This is a genomic window from Streptomyces sp. NPDC032745 (genome assembly GCF_055579465.1).
Genome location: NZ_JBVING010000011.1, coordinates 156,497 through 176,061 on the forward strand (window position 1 = coordinate 156,497; position 19,565 = coordinate 176,061).

Annotated in this window: 15 protein-coding genes; 12 read left to right on the top strand and 3 right to left on the bottom strand. The window is 71.7% G+C overall.

Features of this window, described 5'->3' with window-relative positions; translation table 11 throughout:
* Nucleotides 1-51: 51 nt before the first annotated feature.
* Nucleotides 52-3,009, top strand: coding sequence for an excinuclease ABC subunit UvrA (gene uvrA / locus ACZ5WG_RS27095; RefSeq protein WP_468726513.1), 2,958 nt, complete (start codon nucleotides 52-54; stop codon nucleotides 3,007-3,009).
* Between the two features lie 121 nt (nucleotides 3,010-3,130).
* On the opposite strand, the gene ACZ5WG_RS27100 is transcribed toward uvrA, so the two are convergent.
* Nucleotides 3,131-3,781, bottom strand: coding sequence for an NAD(P)-dependent oxidoreductase (locus tag ACZ5WG_RS27100; protein ID WP_468726514.1), 651 nt, complete (start codon nucleotides 3,779-3,781; stop codon nucleotides 3,131-3,133).
* A 63-nt stretch (nucleotides 3,782-3,844) separates the two neighbouring features.
* On the opposite strand from ACZ5WG_RS27100, the gene ACZ5WG_RS27105 reads away from it, so the two are divergent.
* The gene (locus ACZ5WG_RS27105) at nucleotides 3,845-4,450 is read left to right on the top strand and encodes a TetR/AcrR family transcriptional regulator (protein ID WP_468726515.1); all 606 of its coding nucleotides are present in this window, start codon (nucleotides 3,845-3,847) and stop codon (nucleotides 4,448-4,450) included.
* Here ACZ5WG_RS27105 and ACZ5WG_RS27110 read toward each other — a convergent pair.
* On the bottom strand, nucleotides 4,440-5,327 hold the full coding sequence (locus ACZ5WG_RS27110) for a carbohydrate kinase family protein (RefSeq protein WP_468726669.1): 888 nt from the start codon (nucleotides 5,325-5,327) through the stop codon (nucleotides 4,440-4,442). The two genes, ACZ5WG_RS27105 and ACZ5WG_RS27110, sit on opposite strands and share 11 nt — an antisense overlap.
* 167 nt (nucleotides 5,328-5,494) lie before the next feature.
* Between ACZ5WG_RS27110 and ACZ5WG_RS27115 the strand changes: the two genes are divergently transcribed.
* A complete protein-coding gene (locus tag ACZ5WG_RS27115) occupies nucleotides 5,495-5,926 on the top strand; it encodes a Rieske (2Fe-2S) protein (protein ID WP_468726516.1) in 432 nt (143 codons plus the stop codon).
* A 23-nt stretch (nucleotides 5,927-5,949) separates the two neighbouring features.
* On the opposite strand, the gene ACZ5WG_RS27120 is transcribed toward ACZ5WG_RS27115, so the two are convergent.
* Nucleotides 5,950-6,900, bottom strand: a complete 951-nt coding sequence (locus ACZ5WG_RS27120; protein ID WP_468726517.1) for a hypothetical protein — start codon at nucleotides 6,898-6,900, stop codon at nucleotides 5,950-5,952.
* 251 nt (nucleotides 6,901-7,151) lie between these two features.
* Between ACZ5WG_RS27120 and ACZ5WG_RS27125 the strand changes: the two genes are divergently transcribed.
* From ACZ5WG_RS27125 to ACZ5WG_RS27165, 9 genes are all read left to right on the top strand, one after another.
* Nucleotides 7,152-7,754, top strand: coding sequence for a papain-like cysteine protease family protein (locus ACZ5WG_RS27125; RefSeq protein ID WP_468726518.1), 603 nt, complete (start codon nucleotides 7,152-7,154; stop codon nucleotides 7,752-7,754).
* Nucleotides 7,755-7,759: 5 nt separating this feature from the next.
* Nucleotides 7,760-8,560: a hypothetical protein gene (locus tag ACZ5WG_RS27130; protein WP_468726670.1), complete on the top strand. Its 801-nt coding sequence runs from the start codon at nucleotides 7,760-7,762 to the stop codon at nucleotides 8,558-8,560.
* A 245-nt stretch (nucleotides 8,561-8,805) separates the two neighbouring features.
* Nucleotides 8,806-10,842 (top strand): excinuclease ABC subunit UvrC, encoded by a 2,037-nt coding sequence (uvrC, locus tag ACZ5WG_RS27135; RefSeq protein ID WP_468726519.1) that lies wholly within the window; start codon nucleotides 8,806-8,808, stop codon nucleotides 10,840-10,842.
* Nucleotides 10,843-10,874: 32 nt separating this feature from the next.
* Nucleotides 10,875-11,822 carry an RNase adapter RapZ gene (gene rapZ, locus ACZ5WG_RS27140; protein ID WP_468726671.1) on the top strand — a complete coding sequence of 316 codons (948 nt, stop codon included), beginning with the start codon at nucleotides 10,875-10,877 and terminating at the stop codon, nucleotides 11,820-11,822.
* On the top strand, nucleotides 11,819-12,889 hold the full coding sequence (locus ACZ5WG_RS27145) for a gluconeogenesis factor YvcK family protein (RefSeq protein ID WP_468726521.1): 1,071 nt from the start codon (nucleotides 11,819-11,821) through the stop codon (nucleotides 12,887-12,889). The genes rapZ and ACZ5WG_RS27145 overlap by 4 nt, the downstream gene beginning before the upstream one ends.
* The gene (gene whiA, locus ACZ5WG_RS27150; protein ID WP_030160342.1) at nucleotides 12,880-13,869 is read left to right on the top strand and encodes a DNA-binding protein WhiA; all 990 of its coding nucleotides are present in this window, start codon (nucleotides 12,880-12,882) and stop codon (nucleotides 13,867-13,869) included. Before ACZ5WG_RS27145 ends, whiA begins: the two co-directional genes overlap by 10 nt.
* A 144-nt stretch (nucleotides 13,870-14,013) precedes the next feature.
* A complete protein-coding gene (locus ACZ5WG_RS27155) occupies nucleotides 14,014-16,968 on the top strand; it encodes a M14 family metallopeptidase (protein ID WP_468726523.1) in 2,955 nt (984 codons plus the stop codon).
* Nucleotides 16,969-17,200: 232 nt separating this feature from the next.
* A complete protein-coding gene (gene gap, locus ACZ5WG_RS27160) occupies nucleotides 17,201-18,208 on the top strand; it encodes a type I glyceraldehyde-3-phosphate dehydrogenase (protein ID WP_008741072.1) in 1,008 nt (335 codons plus the stop codon).
* Nucleotides 18,209-18,352: 144 nt separating this feature from the next.
* A complete protein-coding gene (locus ACZ5WG_RS27165) occupies nucleotides 18,353-19,564 on the top strand; it encodes a phosphoglycerate kinase (RefSeq protein WP_468726525.1) in 1,212 nt (403 codons plus the stop codon).
* Nucleotide 19,565 lies beyond the last annotated feature (1 nt).

Here is a 19,565-nt window from a genome sequence, read left to right on the forward strand (position 1 = left end):
CCTGGGACGGGGGCCCGTGCCCCCGCTCTCTCAAGAAAGGTGCGGACCGGCGTGACCGACCGTCTCATCGTTCGTGGCGCTCGCGAGCACAACCTCAAGAACGTCTCGCTCGACCTGCCCCGCGACTCACTCATCGTCTTCACCGGACTCTCCGGTTCGGGCAAGTCCTCCCTGGCCTTCGACACGATCTTCGCCGAGGGCCAGCGCCGCTACGTCGAGTCGCTCTCGTCGTACGCCCGCCAGTTCCTGGGGCAGATGGACAAGCCCGACGTGGACTTCATCGAGGGGCTCTCGCCGGCCGTCTCGATCGACCAGAAGTCGACCTCGCGCAACCCGCGCTCGACGGTCGGCACCATCACCGAGGTCTACGACTACCTCCGTCTGCTCTTCGCGCGCATCGGCAAGCCCCACTGCCCCGAGTGCCGCCGCCCCATCTCCCGCCAGTCGCCGCAGGCGATCGTCGACAAGGTGCTCGCGCTCCCCGAGGGCAGCCGCTTCCAGGTGCTCTCGCCGCTGGTGCGCGAGCGCAAGGGCGAGTTCGTCGACCTGTTCTCCGACCTCCAGACCAAGGGCTACAGCCGGGCGCGGGTGGACGGGGAGACCATCCAGCTCTCCGAGCCGCCCACGCTGAAGAAGCAGGAGAAGCACACGATCGAGGTGGTCATCGACCGCCTCACCGTCAAGGACAGCGCCAAGCGCCGGCTCACCGACTCCGTGGAGACCGCCCTCGGCCTCTCCGGCGGCATGGTGATCCTGGACTTCGTCGACCTCGCCGAGGACGACCCCGAGCGTGAGCGGATGTACTCCGAGCACCTCTACTGCCCGTACGACGACCTGTCCTTCGAGGAGCTGGAGCCGCGCTCCTTCTCCTTCAACTCGCCCTTCGGCGCCTGCCCCGAGTGCACCGGCATCGGTACGCGCATGGAGGTCGACCCGGAGCTGATCGTCCCCGACGAGGACAAGTCCCTGGACGAGGGCGCGGTCTCCCCGTGGTCCCTCGGCCACACCAAGGACTACTTCCAGCGGCTGATCGGAGCGCTCGCCGGCGAGCTGGGCTTCCGTACGGACATCCCGTGGGCCGGGCTGCCGCAGCGGGCGAAGAAGGCCCTGCTGTACGGGCACAAGACGCAGATCGAGGTCCGCTACCGCAACCGGTACGGGCGCGAGCGGGCGTACACGACGGCCTTCGAGGGCGCCGTGCCGTTCGTCAAGCGCCGGCACTCCGAGTCCGAGAGCGACGCCAGCCGCGAGCGCTTCGAGGGCTACATGCGCGAGGTGCCCTGCCCGACCTGTGAGGGCACCCGGCTCAAGCCGATCGTGCTCGCGGTGACCGTGATGGAGAAGTCCATCGCCGAGGTCGCCGCGATGTCGATCAGCGAGTGCGCGGACTTCCTCGGGCGGATGAAGCTCGACGCCCGCGACAAGAAGATCGCCGAGCGGGTCCTGAAGGAGGTCAACGAGCGGCTCCGCTTCCTCGTCGACGTCGGCCTGGACTACCTCTCGCTGAACCGCGCCGCCGGCACCCTGTCGGGCGGCGAGGCCCAGCGCATCCGCCTCGCCACCCAGATCGGCTCCGGCCTGGTCGGCGTGCTGTACGTACTGGACGAGCCCTCCATCGGGCTGCACCAGCGGGACAACCACCGGCTGATCGAGACGCTGGTGCGGCTGCGGGACATGGGCAACACTCTGATCGTGGTCGAGCACGACGAGGACACCATCAAGGTGGCCGACTGGGTCGTGGACATCGGCCCGGGTGCCGGCGAGCACGGCGGCAAGGTCGTGCACAGCGGCTCGCTGAAGGAGCTGCTGAAGAACGGCGACTCGATGACCGGGCAGTACCTGTCCGGGAAGCGGTCCATCGCGGTGCCGGACATCCGCCGGCCCGTGAACGGGGACCGGAGGCTGACCGTCCACGGCGCCAAGGAGAACAACCTGCGGGACATCGACGTGTCCTTCCCGCTGGGCGTGCTCACGGCGGTGACGGGCGTGTCGGGGTCGGGCAAGTCGACGCTGGTCAACGACATCCTGTACACGCACCTGGCGCGCGAGCTGAACGGCGCCCGGTCGGTGCCGGGGCGGCACACGCGGGTGGACGGGGACGACCTCGTCGACAAGGTCGTGCACGTCGACCAGTCGCCGATCGGCCGGACCCCGAGGTCGAACCCGGCGACGTACACGGGCGTCTTCGACCACGTGCGCAAGCTCTTCGCGGAGACGATGGAGGCGAAGGTGCGCGGCTACCTGCCGGGCCGCTTCTCCTTCAACGTGAAGGGCGGCCGGTGCGAGAACTGCTCCGGCGACGGCACGATCAAGATCGAGATGAACTTCCTGCCGGACGTGTACGTCCCGTGCGAGGTCTGCCACGGCGACCGGTACAACCGGGAGACGCTGGAGGTCCACTACAAGGGCAAGTCCATCGCCGAGGTCCTGAACATGCCGATCGAGGAGGCGCTGGACTTCTTCGAGGCGGTGCCGACGATCGCACGGCACCTGCGCACGCTGAACGAGGTGGGGCTGGGTTACGTCCGGCTCGGCCAGTCGGCGCCGACGCTGTCGGGCGGTGAGGCGCAGCGCGTGAAGCTGGCGTCGGAGCTGCAGAAGCGGTCGACGGGGCGGACGGTGTACGTGCTGGACGAGCCGACGACGGGTCTGCACTTCGAGGACATCTCGAAGCTGATCAAGGTGTTGTCGGGGCTGGTGGACAAGGGCAACTCGGTGATCGTCATCGAGCACAACCTGGACGTCATCAAGACCGCGGACTGGGTCATCGACATGGGTCCCGAGGGCGGGTACGGAGGCGGCCTGGTGGTCGCCGAGGGCACGCCGGAGCAGGTCGCGTCGGTGGGCGCGAGCCACACGGGCAAGTTCCTGCGGGACATCCTGGGGGCGGAGCGGGTCTCCGACGCCGCGTCGCTCGTGGCTGTGCCGAAGAAGGCCGCCGCGAAGCGGACTGCGGCCAAGAAGGCCGCGCCGGCGAAGAAGACCGCGACGCGGGCCCGCAAGGCCTGACCGCGGAGCGCCGAACGCAGGAGGGCCCCGGCAGCCGAACGGCTGCCGGGGCCCTCCTCTGCCCCCGCCTCCCCTGGCGGCTCCACCCCCGTGGGGGCCGCCCGCGGCGGGGCCCGCCGGGTCAGGCCGCCACGCCCACCGCCCGGCCCGCGGTCGACGGGTCCGTCAGGGAGGTCAGCAGGGCGTCCGCGACGTCCGCGCGGGAGATGGTCCGGGCGCCCGGGACATTGGCGCCGATGGCCCGGCGGTAGCTCCCGGTCCGCGGCTTGTTCAAGAGGCGGGGCGGGCGGATCACCGTCCACTCGGTGCCGCTCGCGCGGATCGTCGCCTCCATGACCGCCAGGTCGGCGTACAGATCGCGCAGGGCCCGGCGCAGCAGGGGGAGGAAGACCCTCCGGGCCACGAACCCGTCGGTGGCGACGTCCGGGCCGACCGGGGCCGCGCTCACCGCCGCGAGACGGCTCACGCCCGCCCGGTCCATCGCCGACACGATGGCCCGTAGCGCCGGGCCGGTGACCGGCGCGAGCCGGGCCTGCTTGTTGCTCGCCGAGCCCAGGGCGGAGACCACCGCCGACCGGCCCGTGAGGACCGGGAGCAGCGCGTCCTCGTCCGTCAGATCGCGCACCACGGCCACGTGGAGGCAGTCGTGCGCCGGCACGCCCAGCCGGGCGGGGTCGCGGACCACCGCCGTCACCTCGTGGCCGGCGTCGAGGGCCTGCCGGACGACCTCACGGCCGACACCGCCCGTGGCTCCGAACACCGTCAGTTTCATGGCCGGCTCCCGTCCAAGGGTGGGTGAGCATTTACTCACCCCTTCTTCAGCTAGGGTGAGTGAATGCTCACCCCGAAGTCAAGCCGGCCCACCCCCGAGCGACTCCTCGACGCCGCCGAGAAGCTCATGCGCACCATCGGCCTCGCCAACACCACCACCAAGGCCATCGCCCGCGAGGCCGGCTGCTCGGAGGCCGCGCTCTACAAGCACTACGCGAACAAGGAGGAGCTCTTCGTGCGCGTCCTCATGGAGCGCACCCCCAACGCCGGGCCGCTCATGGCCGAGCTCGCCGGCGACCACGACGGGCGCTCGGTCGAGGAGGAGCTCACCGCGATCGCCCGCCACGCCTCGCTCTTCTACGCCGACGCCATGCCCATGGCCGCCTCGCTCTTCGCCGAGCCCGCCCTGCTGACCCGGCACCGCGAGGGCGTCCAGGAGATCGGCACCGGCCCCCACGTCGTACGCGACGCACTGACCGGCCGGCTGCGCCGCGAGCTCGAGCGGGGGCGGCTGCGCCCCGACGCCGATCCGGAGGCGGCGGCCGAGCTGCTGCTCGGCGCCTGCTTCCAGCGGGCCTTCTTCCTGCACTTCTCGGGCCCGGAGGTGGTCCGGCCCGTCGAGGAGTTCGCCCCCGCCGTGGCCCGGACCCTGTGGGCCGCTATCCGCTGAGCTCCGCCGCGTACGGCGGCTCCGCGCCCGCCCGGGTACAGGTGAGCGCCGCGGCGTGGGCCGCGTAGGCCAGCACGCCGGGCCAGTCCACCGGGCCGTCGGCCGGCCCCGCCGGACCCGACAGCCGGTGCAGCAGGGCCGCGTTGACCGTGTCGCCCGCGCCGATCGTGTCCGCCACGGCGACCCGGCGGGCCTGCGCGGTGTACTCCGCACCCTCCCGGGTCCGGACCGTCAGCCCCTGCGCACCCCGGGTCAGCACCACCGCCGAGGGCCCCGCCGCCAGCCAGTCCGAGACGCGGCCGCCCAGCCACCGGGCGTCCTCCTCCGACAGCTTGAGGACGGACACGTACGGCAGCCAGCCCAGGAACCGGGCGCGGTACGCCGCCGGATCCGCGATCAGCGCCGGGCGGATGTTGGGGTCCAGCAGCGTCAGCACCCCGCGCCCGGACTCCCGGCGCAGCAGGGCCTCGTACGCGCTCGCGCCCGGCTCCAGGGCGAGGGAGCAGGTGCCGAGCGCCAGGGCCCGGGTGCCCGCGGGGAGCGCCTCGGGCAGGGTGAACTGCCGGTCGGCCGTGCCCTCCACGTAGAAGCCGTACGCCGCCGAGCCGTCCGGGGCCAGCGAGGGCACGGCGAGGGTGGTGGGCTCCGGCCCGCGCTGGACCAGTGAGAGGTCCACCCCGGCCGCACGCAGCCCGGAGAGGAGGCCCTCGCCGAAGCCGTCCGTCGAGACCCGGGAGCAGAAGGCGACCTCCGCACCGAGCCGGCCCAGCGCGAGGGCGGTGTTGTACGGCCCCCCGCCCGGCCGCGGCACGAGCGCGCCCGGCGGCTGCGCCACGGGCACGAGGTCGATCAGGGCTTCTCCACCGACGACGATCACGCGGGGGAAGGTATCCCATCGGGCGGCGGAACCGGGCGGCGGTATCGTCGGGGGACCCGGCAGCACCGGCAGCACCGGCAGCACCGGCAGCACCGGCAGCAGCCGCAGCACCCGCAGAACCACCGGAACCACCGGAACCACCGGAACCCTCAGGCCAGGAGAACCGCATGTCCGCGTCGCAGTCCGCCGCCCGCCGTACCGTGCTCAAGGGCGCCGCCGCGATCGTCGGGGCCGTCGGCGGCGGGACGGCGCTCACGGCCTGCTCCACCGAGAGCAACAGCGGCTCGGGCTCCCCGGCGGTCCCGGCCGCCCCGGTGGAGCTCGGCGCCGCGTCCGAGGTCCCGGTCGGCGGGTCGAAGCTGTTCCGGGAGAAGAAGCTGGTCGTCAGCTGCCCGGCGGAGGGCCAGTACAAGGCCTTCAGCGCCCAGTGCACGCACGCCGGCTGCGTCCTGGACAAGATCGACGACGGCGAGGGCAACTGCCCCTGCCACGGCAGCCGCTTCGACGTGACGACCGGCAAGGTGCTGCGCGGCCCCGCCACCGACCCGCTGCCCGCCGTCCCTGTCAAGGCCGAGGGCGGCAAGCTCATCGCGGGCTGAGCCGGAGAACCCCGGCACGGCGGCTACGCCCAGTCCCAGGCGATCCCCAGCAGCCCGCGCCGCACCCCCGGCTCCACCAGGTGCACGGCCCGGTGGCGCCCGCTCGGTGTCAGGTCCGTCAGCCCGCTGCGCGGCGCGCCCGGTCCGGACCGGCTGAACCGCCGGCAGCGCACCGGCAGCGCCGCCTCGTCGAAGCGGACCTGGAGCACGTACTGCCCGCCGCTGTAGCTGAACCCGCGGACGTACTCGGTGCAGCGGCCGCCGGTCCCGTCCTCGAAGCCGTACCCGAAGACGTACGTGTCCCCGGCGCGCAGCCGGGCGTCGAAGAGCAGCTCGGCGACCAGCACCTCGGCGTTCCGGTGCCAGCGGACGCGTCCGGTCCGGCAGTTCTCGTCCGCCCGGACGCCGACCCTGGCCGGGTCGCAGCCGGGGTCGCCGTGGTGGACGGCGACGTACCGGTCGACCCCGTCGCGGTGGGCCCGTACGACGTGCTGCGACTCGCGGCCCAGCAGCTCGCCGCCCGCCCCGATCCGCACCCGCTCGTGGTGGCCCACGGTGTGCAGGCCGCCGTCGGCGGGCAGTTCCATGCCGGCCAGCAGCCCCTCCACGGCCGCGCCGACGCTGACCAGTGCCCGGTACGAGCGGGCCGGCGGGCGGACCGCCTCGGGTCCGGCGCCCTCCGGGGCGGCCAGCAGCCGCAGCAACGTGCCCTCGGGCAGTTCCAGGATCTGCTCCAGGGCCCGTACGGCCTTCAGTGACTCGGGGCGGCTCGGCCGGCGGGCGCCCTGCTGCCAGTAGCTGAGGCTGGTCACGCCGAGCTTGATGCCGCGGGCCGCGAGGCGGTGCTGGACGCGGTGCAGGGGCAGGCCGCGGGCGGTGAGGGCGGCGCGCAGGGCGAGGTGGAAGGGGCCGGCCCGCAGCAGGTGCCCCAGTTCCTCCGCGCTCGCCTCCGCGCTCTCCCCGGTCGACCGCATGACGGCTCCTCCTGTGAACATTCACGCGCGGTGGGGCGGGAGTGCTCGCCGGTGGCACCCGGGGTCCAGGTGAAAGGACGGCAGTCGTTCACACTGCGGCCCCGCCGTTCACACTGCAATGTCACGGCGTATTGAAGCCTGTTGACCTGATCGCGACAACACCCTGATGCTCGGCAGCAGCGTCCGGACGCGCTCCTCCATCCCCACCCTCCCCGGCCCCACCGGGGAGATCCCCACACGGGAGGAACGCGATGCGCAACCGAAACCGGCGGCGGCTTTCCCTGGCCGCCGTCCTCACCGCCGTGCTCTTCGCCCTGCCCACCGCCACCGCCACCGCTGCCCCCACGAGCGATGCCGGTACCGAATCCGCCCTCGCGTACAAGCGCCTGAACATCACCATGCAGGCCCAGCAGAAGACCAACTGGTGCTGGGCCGCGAGCGGCAACACCATCGCCACCTGGTTCGGCCGCAACTACACCCAGAACCAGTTCTGCAACGCCGCCTTCAACCGTCAGCAGGGCTACGACTGCCCCAACAACCAGGCCACCCTCGGCAACGTCCAGACCGCCCTGAACTGGGCCGGCATCAACTCCGGCTCGTACGTGAACGGCTGGCTCCGCTACACCACCGTGCAGAGCGAGATCGACGAGAACCGGCCGGTCGAGACCCGGATCCAGTGGTCCAACGGCGGCGGCCACATGCACGTCATCTACGGCTACGACACCGCCGGCAGCTGGGTCTACTGGGGCGATCCGTGGCCGTCCAGCGACCGCTACAACTGGGCCTCGCACGCCTGGTACGTGGACAACAGCACCTTCTCCTGGACCCACTCGCTCTACCGGATCGGGGCGTGAGCGCCATGACCGTCACGACCAGGCGCGCCGCCGCCGCGGTTCTCGCCGCGACCGCCGTCGCCGTCATCGGCGTAGCGGCCCCGCAGGCCTCGGCGGCCCCCGTACCGCAGCCGCAGTCCGTCACCGCCGAGACCAGGGCCGCCGCCGCGCAGGCGGCCGCCGCCCCCGACACCCTGGCCACGCTCTCCCGCTTCTTCGCCCGTGAGGGCAAGGTCGCGCCGGATGCGGCCCGGCCGCGGGTCGAGGGGGAGGCGATACCGGTCAGCTACCTGTCCCCGGACTTCGTGGCGGGCAAGGCCGGGGCGTCCGTGGCCCGGCTGGAGTTCCTCGCCAGCAAGGCCGTCTCCTCGGACGGGCAGCAGGCCGCGCTGTGGACCGCCCGGACCGAGGCGGGGTGGCAGGTCGTGAACATCGCCACCGGCGACGACGAATTCCGCTACGCGCAGCTCGGCGCCGCGAAGCTGCCGGGCGGCACGGTGTTCCGGGAACCGCAGATCGACGCCTGGTACGTGGCCCAGGGCAGCCGGGTGCTGCCGCTGGACGAGGACGCCGAACGCGCCGTCGGCGCGGGGGGTACCAGCCTCGCCGCATACCGGTCGCGGGTGACGCGGGCGTACGGGGACAAGCTGCCGGGGTCGGCGTACGCGAAGGGGGGCAAGGCCGGCGGGTACTCGGCGGGCGCCGCCGATGCCGATGCCGGTGCGGGTACGCCGGTGGCGGCCGGAGCCGCAGGAGCGCTCGCACTGGGCACGGCCGGATTCGTGGCCGTGCTGCGGCTGCGCCGGCGCACCGCTGCGCAGGGCTGACCCCGTGACCCCCGCAGGGTCCGGCCGTCCCCCCGGACGCCGGGCCCTGCGGGCTGCAATGCCCCTCCCCGCCCTTCCCCCGTTCCCCGGGCGCTGCCCGGACCCGCGCCTCAAGCGCCGGCGGGGCTGGAACGGCCCCGCGCCCGAACGCCGGCGGGGCCGGATGCGCGGGGGGCCGGAGTGACACCCCGGGGAGGGGGGATGGCGGGGGTCCGTTGTCAGCCCCCGCAAGTAGGGTGGTTGGCATGGCCGACCCTTCCAGCTACCGTCCCGCGCCGGGGCAGATTCCCGACTCCCCGGGGGTCTACCGATTCCGCGACGAGCACCGCCGGGTGATCTACGTCGGGAAGGCCAAGAGCCTGCGGCAGCGGCTGGCCAACTACTTCCAGGACCTCGCCGGGCTGCACCCCCGCACCGCCACCATGGTGACCACGGCCGCCTCCGTCGAGTGGACCGTCGTCTCCACCGAGGTCGAGGCGCTGCAGCTCGAGTACTCCTGGATCAAGGAGTACGACCCCCGGTTCAACGTCAAGTACCGGGACGACAAGAGCTACCCCTCCCTCGCCGTGACGATGAACGAGGAGTACCCGAGGGTTCAGGTCATGCGGGGGCCCAAGAAGAAGGGCGTGCGGTACTTCGGGCCTTATGGGCACGCCTGGGCGATTCGCGAGACCGTCGACCTGATGCTCCGGGTGTTCCCGGTACGGACCTGCTCCGCCGGGGTGTTCAAGCGCTCCGCGCAGATCGGCCGGCCCTGCCTGCTCGGCTACATCGGCAAGTGCTCCGCGCCCTGCGTCGGCCGGGTCACCCCCGAGGAGCACCGCGAACTCGCCGAGGATTTCTGCGACTTCATGGCGGGACGGACCGGGACGTACCTCTCCCGGCTCGAGCGGCAGATGCACGAGGCCGCCGAGGAGATGGAGTACGAGAAGGCCGCCCGGCTGCGCGACGACATAGGAGCGCTGCGCCGGGCCATGGAGAAGAACGCCGTCGTCCTCGCCGACGCCACGGATGCCGATCTCATCGCCGTCGCCGAGGACGAGCTCGAAGCGGCCGTGCAGATCTTCCACGTCCGCGGCGGGCGCGTGCGCGGGCAGCGCGGCTGGGTCACCGACAAGGTGGAGGCCGTCGACACCGCAGGGCTGGTCGAGCACGCCCTCCAGCAGCTCTACGGGGAGGAGACCGGGGAGAGCGTGCCCAAGGAGGTGCTGGTTCCGGCGCTGCCCGAGGACACGCCCGCCCTCGCGGAGTGGCTCGCCGGGCGGCGCGGGTCGCAGGTCAGCCTGCGCATCCCGCAGCGCGGGGACAAGAAGGCGCTGATGGAGACCGTCCACCGCAACGCGCAGCAGTCCCTGGCCCTGCACAAGACCAAGCGCGCCAGCGACCTCACCACCCGCTCCCGGGCCCTGGAGGAGATCGCCGAGGCCCTCGAGCTGGACAGCGCGCCGCTGCGCATCGAGTGCTTCGACATCTCGCACCTCCAGGGCGACGACGTGGTGGCCTCGATGGTCGTCTTCGAGGACGGGCTGGCGCGCAAGAGCGAGTACCGGCGCTTCCAGATCAAGTCGCATCTGGGGCAGGACGACGTCCGGTCCATGCACGAGGTGGTGTCCCGGCGCTTCCGCCGGTACCTCCAGGAGAAGCTGAAGACGGGGGAGTGGTCCCCGGAGGACGGGGAGGACCCCTTCGCCGAGGACGACGGGCGGCCCAAGCGCTTCGCGTACCCGCCCCAGCTCGTCGTGGTCGACGGCGGGCAGCCGCAGGTGGCCGCCGCCAAGCGGGCCCTGGAGGAGCTCGGCATCGACGACGTGGCCGTGTGCGGGCTGGCCAAGCGGCTGGAGGAGGTCTGGCTCCCCGGCGAGGACGACCCGGTCGTGCTGCCCCGCACCAGCGAGGGGCTCTACCTGCTCCAGCGGGTACGTGACGAAGCCCACCGGTTCGCCATCCAGTACCAGCGGAACAAGCGCGGAAAGCGGCTCAAGGCGGGCCCGCTCGACGAGGTGCCCGGTCTCGGGGAAACCCGCAGGCAGGCCCTGGTCAAGCACTTCGGTTCGGTGAAAAAGCTGAGACAGGCGACAATCGACCAGATCTGCGAGGTCCCCGGCATAGGCCGCAAGACGGCCGAGACCGTGGCCGCGGCGCTCGCCCAGTCGGTTCCCGCTGGTCCTGCCGTCAACACGGCGACAGGAGAGATCATTGAGGATGAGACCCCGCCCCCACGGGTGGGGGCACCTCCCGGCGGCAGCCGGGGGACATCGTCCGAACGGGGGACCGAGCAATGACCGAGCGCGAGACCGAGCAGACGACCGACGAGATGACCGGCCACACGACCGAGCACGACCGAGACGGAGCACAGGTGAGTACGGGCACGACAGTGGAGCCCGGAGATACCGCCGAGGCGGCCATCCCCGAGCTGGTGATCATCTCCGGGATGTCCGGGGCCGGCCGCAGTACGGCGGCCAAGTGTCTGGAGGACCTCGGCTGGTTCGTCGTCGACAACCTCCCGCCGGCGCTGATCCCCACCATGGTGGAGCTCGGTGCCCGCTCGCAGGGCAACGTGGCGCGCATCGCCGTCGTCGTCGACGTCCGCGGCCGCCAGTTCTTCGACGCCCTGCGCGAGTCCCTCGCCGACCTCGACAGCAAGGGCGTCACCCGGCGCATCGTCTTCCTGGAGTCCTCCGACGACGCACTGGTCCGCCGCTTCGAGTCGGTCCGCCGCCCGCACCCCCTCCAGGGCGACGGCCGCATCACCGACGGCATCGCCGCCGAGCGCGACCTGCTGCGCGAGCTGCGCGGTGACGCCGACCTGGTCATCGACACCTCCAGCCTGAACGTGCACGAGCTGCGCGCGAAGATGGACGCCCAGTTCGCGGGCGACGAGGAGCCCGAGCTGCGGGCGACCGTCATGTCCTTCGGCTACAAGTACGGCCTCCCCGTCGACGCCGACCTCGTGGTCGACTGCCGCTTCATCCCGAACCCGCACTGGGTCCCCGAGCTGCGCCCCTTCACCGGCCTCAACCCGGAGGTGTCGGGCTACGTCTTCAGCCAGCCCGGCGCCAAGGAGTTCCTCGACCGCTACACCGAGCTGCTCCAGCTCATCGCCACCGGCTACCGCCGCGAGGGCAAGCGGTACGTGACCATCGCGGTCGGCTGCACCGGCGGCAAGCACCGCAGTGTGGCCATGTCCGAGAAGCTCGCTGCCCGCCTCGCCTCCGAGGGAGTCGAGACCGTCGTAGTCCACCGGGACATGGGGCGCGAGTGACCGGACGGACCCTGCGGCTGCGCCGCCTGCGCCGCCTCACCTCGGGGCGGGGCGAGGACGGCGCGGGCCGCACCGGGCTGCGCCGCGGCGCAGCCCCCAAGGTGGTCGCACCCAAGGTCGTCGCCCTCGGCGGCGGCATGGGCCTGTCGGCCTCCCTGGCAGCCCTGCGCCGGATCACCGGCGAGCTCACGGCCGTGGTCACGGTCGCCGACGACGGCGGCTCCAGCGGCCGCCTCCGCGAGGAGCTCGGCGTGCTGCCGCCCGGCGACCTGCGCAAGGCGCTGGCCGCGCTGTGCGGGGACGACGACTGGGGCCAGACCTGGGCCCGCGTGATCCAGCACCGCTTCCAGTCGGCCGGCGCCCTGCACGAGCACGCGGTCGGCAACCTGCTGATCGTGGCCCTGTGGGAGCAACTCGGCGACCCCGTCCAGGCACTCGACCTGGTCGGGAAGCTGCTGGGCGCGCAGGGCCGGGTCCTGCCGATGTCGGCGGTGCCGCTGGAGCTGCAGGCGCTGGTCCGCGGCCACGACCCCGCCCGCCCGGGCGAGGTCGACACCGTCCGCGGGCAGGCCACGGTGGCCACCACCCCCGGCGAGGTGCTCTCCGTACAGGTCGTGCCCGGCGATCCGCCGGCCGTGCCGGAGGCCGTCGCGGCGGTCCTGGACGCCGACTGGGTGGTGCTCGGTCCGGGATCCTGGTTCTCCTCCGTGATCCCGCACCTGCTGGTGCCGGAACTGCTCGACGCGCTGATCGAGACCAAGGCCCGGCGGGTCCTCTCGCTGAACCTCGCGCCGCAGCCCGGCGAAACAGAGGGCTTCTCTCCGCAGCGTCATTTGGAGGTTTTGGCCCGACACGCCCCTAAACTCGCCCTGGACGTGGTGCTGGCCGACGAGGCCGCCGTGCCCGACCGCGAGTCCCTCGCCGATGCCGCAAAACGGTTCGGTGCCGCGGTCGAGCTGGCGCCGGTGGCCAGGGAAGACGGCTCTCCGAAGCATGATCCGGAGCTGCTCGCCGCCGCGTACGACCGTATTTTTCGGATGCATGGAAGGATCGGCCCATGGCGATGACGCCTGCGGTGAAGGATGAGATCTCCCGCCTGCCCGTCACCCGGACCTGCTGCAGGAAGGCGGAGGTCTCGGCGATCCTTCGGTTCGCGGGCGGGCTGCACCTGGTGAGCGGCCGCATCGTCATCGAGGCGGAGCTGGACACGGGGATCGCGGCCAGACGCCTGCGCAAGGACATCCTGGAGATCTTCGGCCATTCCTCGGACCTGGTGGTCATGGCTCCCGGCGGCCTGCGCCGCGGCAGCCGGTACGTCGTCCGGGTCGTCGCCGGCGGCGACCAGCTGGCGCGCCAGACGGGCCTCGTGGACGGCCGCGGCCGCCCCATCCGCGGTCTGCCCCCGCAGGTGGTCTCCGGGGCCACCTGCGACGCCGAGGCGGCCTGGCGCGGCGCCTTCCTGGCCCACGGCTCGCTCACCGAGCCGGGCCGGTCCTCCTCCCTGGAGGTGACCTGCCCCGGTCCGGAGGCCGCCCTGGCCCTGGTGGGCGCCGCCCGCCGGCTCTCCATCGCCGCCAAGGCGCGCGAGGTGCGCGGGGTGGACCGGGTCGTGGTCCGCGACGGCGACGCCATCGGCGCCCTGCTGACCCGCCTCGGCGCGCACGAGTCGGTGCTGGCCTGGGAGGAGCGGCGGATGCGGCGCGAGGTGCGCGCCACCGCCAACCGCCTCGCCAACTTCGACGACGCCAACCTGCGCCGCTCGGCGCGGGCCGCGGTGGCCGCCGGAGCCCGCGTCCAGCGTGCGCTGGAGATCCTCGGCGAGGAGGTGCCCGAGCACCTCGCCGCGGCCGGCCGGCTGCGCATGGAGCACAAGCAGGCCTCCCTGGAGGAGCTGGGCGCGCTCGCCGACCCGCCGCTGACCAAGGACGCGGTGGCGGGCCGGATCCGCCGCCTGCTGGCGATGGCCGACAAGCGGGCCCAGGACCTCGGCATCCCGGGCACCGAGTCGAACCTCAGCGAGGATCTGGCCGACAACATGGCCGGCTAGCCGCGCCTCGTCCCGTACGCCGCAAGGGGGCCCGCACGTCACACGTGCGGGCCCCTTTGAGACACGCCCCATTGACATGAGCATCGCCTGATCGTGAGCCTGTCGTCCGAACGCTTTCGTGGCAGACGACGCCCAGGGGGGCACATGAGGCACCGCGCGAGATCGATCCTCGCCGCAAGCGCACTCGTCTTCGGAACCACACTGGCCGTCCTCCCGGCGGCCCACGCCCGGCCACTGGCAGACGCCGCACCCGGCGCCGACGAGGTACGGGTCTACGACGCGGACGTCACCAAGGAGCAGATCCCGCTCCTCCTCGCCGCGGGCCAGGACGCCCACGAACTCACCGAACGCGCCCCGGAGACCGGGACCGCCAAGGTCGAGCTGTTCCTCACCGGCGGCCAGGCCAAGGAGCTCGCCGGCCGGGGCGTCAAGCTGGCCGAGCACAAGGTCCCCGCGGGCGCGGCCCGTTCCCAGGCCGCCGGCGACGGGGTCTTCCGCCCGTACAGCGGCAAGGGCGGCCTCCAGGAGGAGATCCTCAAGACCGCCCAGGCCAACCCGGGCCTGGCCAAGGTGGTCTCCATCGGCAAGACCGTCCAGGGCAAGGACATCCTCGCCCTGAAGGTCACCAAGAACGCCCGTACGGCCAAGGACGGCGACAAGCCGTCCGTGCTCTACATGTCCAACCAGCACGCCCGGGAGTGGATCACTCCGGAGATGACCCGGCGGCTGATGCACCACACCCTCGACAACTACGGCAAGGACCAGCGGATCACCCAGCTGGTGGACTCCACCGAGCTGTGGTTCCTGCTGTCCGCCAACCCGGACGGGTACGACTACACCCACTCCCCCGACGGCGAGCGGCTGTGGCGCAAGAACCTGCACGACAACAACGGGGACGGCAAGATCACCACCGGTGACGGCGTCGACCTCAACCGGAACTTCGCCTACAAGTGGGGCTACGACAACGAGGGTTCCTCGCCGAACCCGTCGAGCGAGACCTACCGCGGCACCAAGGCGTCCTCCGAGCCGGAGACCGTCGCCCTCGACAGGTTCGAGAAGCGCATCGGCTTCAAGTACGCGATCAACTACCACTCCGCCGCCGAGCTGCTGCTCTACGGCGTCGGCTGGCAGGTGGCCACCCCCACCCCCGACGACGTCGCCTACAAGGCGCTCGCCGGCACCCCGGAGAACCCCGCCGTCCCCGGCTACTACCCGCAGGTCTCCTCCGAGCTCTACACCACCAACGGCGAGGCCGACGGCCACGCCTCCAACGTCAACGGCATCATGATGTTCACGCCGGAGATGACCACCTGCCAGACGGCCTCCGCGAGCGACCCGAACGACCGGTGGAAGCCCGAGGACTGCCGGTCCGGCTTCAACTTCCCGGACGACGAGAAGCTCATCCAGGCGGAGTTCGCGAAGAACGTCTCCTTCGCGCTCGCCGTCGGCGAGAGCGCCGCCCACCCGGACCAGCCGAAGTCCTCCGTGGGCCTGAGCGCCGCGGACTTCACCCTGGACCCCTTCACCACCTCCTACGTGACCAAGGGCGAGGACCAGACGGTCTCCGTCACCGCCCGCAAGGCGCTGAAGGACAAGCAGCTCAAGTTCCGGGTCAACGGCGGCCGCACGCACGACGACGGACTGAAGGCCTGGAAGGGCGGCGACGTCTACGGCGGCGAGGACAACAACTGGTTCGACGAGTACCGGGCCAAGGTCGACGGCGCCAGGCCCGGCGACAAGGTCGAGGTCTGGTTCACCGGCCGCGACCGCTCCGGCAAGCAGGTGTCCAGCGAGCACTTCACGTACACGGTGGCCGAGCGGCCGCGCGCCGACGTGCTGGTGATCGCGGAGGAGGGCGCCAAGGCCCAGCACGCGCAGGAGTACGTCGACGCACTGCGCGCCAACGGGAAGTCCGCGGCGGTCTGGGACGTGGCGGTGCAGGGCGCCCCGCACCACCTCGGCGTGCTCTCCCACTTCCGTACGGCCGTGCACTACACGGGCGCCAAGACGCCCGGCGGCGACACCCAGCTCGCCGTGCGCGACTTCCTCAACGAGGGCGGCAAGCTGATCGAGGCCGGCGAGCTCGCGGGCGGCAACGCCCAGGTCGGCCGCGCCGTGACCGACGACTTCAGCCAGTACTACCTCGGCGCCTACAGCCGTACGAGTGCCGGCGGGGCCACCGGCTTCACCGGTACGGGTGCCCTCGCCGGCGCCAAGGGCGGCCTGGGCGACGCGGCCGGCAATCCGCTCAACGCCCCCGGCTCCTACGCGGTCACCTCCGATTCCCTGCCCGCCGCGCAGTTCCCGCAGTTCAGGAGCGCGCAGGCAGGCCAGTACGCCGGGGTCGTGAACCCGTACGCCCCCTACAGCGGCGCCGGGATGGCCGCGGCCACCCACGCGGACGACGAGTGGAAGCGGCTGACCCGCACGGTCGACCTGACCAAGGTCACCGCCGCCGACAAGCCGCAGCTCAAGATGGCCCTCAACTGGAACACCGAACAGGGCTACGACCACGCGGTGCTCGAGGCCCACACGGCCGGCGCGGAGGACTGGACCACGCTGCCCGAGGCGGGCGGCCTGAGCGGCACCGCCGTCCCGGAGGAGTGCGGGGCCGGCTTCTTCGTCAACGGCCACCCGTTCCTGCGCCACTACCTCACCCTCGACAGCGCCGGCTGCGCCGCCCGGGGCACGAGCGGCTCGTGGAACAGCTTCACCGGCTCGTCCGACGGCTGGAAGCAGGTCTCCTTCGACCTGAGCGCGTACGCGGGCAAGACCGTCGAGGTCTCCCTCTCGTACGTCTCGGACGGCGGCGCCGGCGGCCGGGGTGTGTTCGCGGACGAGGCGCGCGTCTCGGTCGGCGGAGCCGACCAGGCCGTGGAGGGATTCGAGACCTCGCTGGGGACTTGGACCGCCCAGGGCGCACCTGCCGGAAGCCCCGTGGTCGCGGGCGATTGGTCCCGGTCCGGGGAGCTGTTCAAGTCGTACGCGTCGGTCACTACGCGTAACACGGTGCTCCTCGGGTTCGGCCTCGAACACCTGCCGGCGGCGGCGGACCGAGCCGTACTCGTCGGTAAGGCGCTCAGGTCACTGCACCGCTGATCATAAGAGCCCCCGTCGCTCACCCTGAGTGACGGAGGTCGAAGGTCCGGGGTCCCGCACCGAGCGCACGGTACGGGGCCCCGGCCGCGGTCCCCCCATGTGGCGGGGGGAGTGTCAGGTCCCGGCCGATGTCACTCAAAAGCTCACGGAGAGGTAGGGTCGTAAGCGGTCGGGGACATCCCATACAGCTCGCCGGCGGGACAGGCCGGCGCACCAACGAGGAGATCGGTTCGTGACGATCCGCGTAGGCATCAACGGTTTTGGCCGCATTGGCCGCAACTACTTCCGGGCGCTCCTTGAGCAGGGAGCGGACATCGAGATCGTCGGTGTCAACGACCTGACTGACAACGCGACCCTGGTGCACCTGCTCAAGTACGACACCATCCTGGGCCGCCTCAAGGCCGAGGTCTCCCACACCGACGACACCATCACGGTCGACGGCAAGACCTTCAAGACGTTCGCCGAGCGCGACCCCGCGAACCTGCCCTGGGGCGAGCTCGGTGCGGACATCGTCATCGAGTCGACCGGCATCTTCACCAAGAAGGCCGACGCCGCCAAGCACATCGCCGCGGGCGCGAAGAAGGTCCTCATCTCGGCTCCGGCCAAGGACGAGGACATCACCATCGTGATGGGCGTCAACCAGGACAAGTACGACGCGGCCAACCACCACGTCATCTCCAACGCCTCCTGCACCACCAACTGCGTGGCGCCGATGGCCAAGGTTCTCGACGAGAACTTCGGCATCGTCAAGGGCATGATGACCACGGTCCATGCGTACACGAACGACCAGCGCATCCTGGACTTCCCGCACTCGGACCTGCGCCGCGCCCGTGCCGCCGCCGAGAACATCATCCCGACCTCGACGGGTGCCGCCAAGGCCACCGCGCTGGTCCTCCCGCAGCTCAAGGGCAAGCTGGACGGCATCGCGATGCGCGTCCCGGTCCCGACCGGCTCGGTCACCGACCTCGTCCTGGAGCTCTCCCGCGAGACCACCAAGGAAGAGATCAACGCCGCCTTCCAGAAGGCCGCCGAGGGTCAGCTCAAGGGCATCCTCGACTACACCGAGGACGCGATCGTCTCCTCCGACATCGTGAACTGGCCGGCTTCCTGCACCTTCGACTCCTCCCTGACCATGGTTCAGGACGGTACGCAGGTCAAGGTCGTCGGCTGGTACGACAACGAGTGGGGCTACTCCAACCGCCTCGTCGACCTGACCGTCTTCGTCGGCGGTCAGCTCTAAGTCTCAGGTAGCAGGGCTAGGCACCAAGATGTGGGCACAGGGTCCGGTCAGCGCGATGGAGCGCTGCACGGGCCCTGTCGTCTGCCTCGACCGATCGGCCCCGCACCGGCAGAACCCGTGTATGGGGATAAGGAGTAGAAACACATGAAGACGATCGACGAACTGCTCGCCGACGGCGTTTCCGGCAAGCGGGTCTTCGTCCGCGCCGATCTCAACGTGCCGCTCGACGGCGACAAGATCACCGACGACGGCCGCATCCGCGCCGTGCAGCCGACCATCGCGAAGCTCGCCGAAGCCGGCGCCCGCGTGGTCGTCGCCTCGCACCTGGGCCGCCCCAAGGGCGCCCCGGACCCGGCCTTCTCCCTCGCCCCGGCCGCCAAGCGGCTCGGTGAACTGCTCGGTGCGGACGTCGCGTTCGCCACCGACACCGTCGGTGATTCCGCCAAGGAGACCGTCGCGGCCCTCGCCGACGGCCAGGTCGCCGTCATCGAGAACCTGCGCTTCAACGCGGGTGAGACCTCGAAGGACGACGCCGAGCGCGGCGCCTTCGCGGACCAGCTCGCCGAGCTCGCCGACATCTACGTCGGCGACGGCTTCGGCGCCGTCCACCGCAAGCACGCCTCGGTCTTCGACCTGCCCGCGCGCCTCCCGCACGCGGCCGGCTACCTGATCGCCACCGAGGTCGGCGTTCTGAAGAAGCTGACCGCCGACGTCAAGCGCCCGTACGTGGTCGTCCTCGGCGGCGCCAAGGTCTCCGACAAGCTGGCCGTCATCGACCAGCTGCTCGGCAAGGCCGACCGCATCCTCATCGGCGGCGGCATGGCCTACACCTTCCTGAAGGCCCAGGGGCACGAGATCGGCATCTCCCTCCTGCAGGAGGATCAGATCCCCGTCGTCCTCGAGTACATGGCGCGCGCCGAGAAGCTGGGCGTCGAGCTGGTCCTCCCGGTCGACATCCTGGCCTCGGCGGACTTCCCCGACCTCAAGGGCAAGACCCCGGCCGAGTTCACCACCGTCGACGCGGACAAGATCCCCGCCGACAAGGAGGGTCTGGACATCGGTCCCAAGACCCGTGAGCTGTACGCCTCGAAGATCGCCGACGCCGAGACCGTCTTCTGGAACGGCCCGGTCGGTGTCTTCGAGCACCCCGACTACGCCGGAGGCACCCGCGCCATCGCGCAGGCCCTCGTCGACAGCAGCGCGTTCACCGTGGTCGGCGGCGGGGACTCCGCCGCCGCCGTGCGTACGCTCGGCTTCGACGAGAACGCTTTCGGCCACATCTCTACCGGTGGCGGCGCCTCCCTCGAATACCTCGAGGGCAAGACGCTCCCCGGCCTCGCCGCACTGGAGGTCTGAC

Excerpts from the sequence above, each read along its gene's own strand:
- whiA (WP_030160342.1), top strand. The coding sequence starts at position 12,880 with ATGGCGATGACGCCTGCGGTGAAGGATGAGATCTCCCGCCTGCCCGTC.
- rapZ (WP_468726671.1), top strand. The coding sequence starts at position 10,875 with ATGACCGGCCACACGACCGAGCACGACCGAGACGGAGCACAGGTGAGT.
- ACZ5WG_RS27130 (WP_468726670.1), top strand. The coding sequence starts at position 7,760 with ATGACCGTCACGACCAGGCGCGCCGCCGCCGCGGTTCTCGCCGCGACC.
- ACZ5WG_RS27165 (WP_468726525.1), top strand. The coding sequence starts at position 18,353 with ATGAAGACGATCGACGAACTGCTCGCCGACGGCGTTTCCGGCAAGCGG.
- ACZ5WG_RS27100 (WP_468726514.1), bottom strand. The coding sequence starts at position 3,781 with ATGAAACTGACGGTGTTCGGAGCCACGGGCGGTGTCGGCCGTGAGGTC.
- ACZ5WG_RS27155 (WP_468726523.1), top strand. The coding sequence starts at position 14,014 with ATGAGGCACCGCGCGAGATCGATCCTCGCCGCAAGCGCACTCGTCTTC.
- ACZ5WG_RS27120 (WP_468726517.1), bottom strand. The coding sequence starts at position 6,900 with ATGCGGTCGACCGGGGAGAGCGCGGAGGCGAGCGCGGAGGAACTGGGG.
- ACZ5WG_RS27115 (WP_468726516.1), top strand. The coding sequence starts at position 5,495 with ATGTCCGCGTCGCAGTCCGCCGCCCGCCGTACCGTGCTCAAGGGCGCC.
- ACZ5WG_RS27125 (WP_468726518.1), top strand. The coding sequence starts at position 7,152 with ATGCGCAACCGAAACCGGCGGCGGCTTTCCCTGGCCGCCGTCCTCACC.
- ACZ5WG_RS27105 (WP_468726515.1), top strand. The coding sequence starts at position 3,845 with ATGCTCACCCCGAAGTCAAGCCGGCCCACCCCCGAGCGACTCCTCGAC.
- uvrC (WP_468726519.1), top strand. The coding sequence starts at position 8,806 with ATGGCCGACCCTTCCAGCTACCGTCCCGCGCCGGGGCAGATTCCCGAC.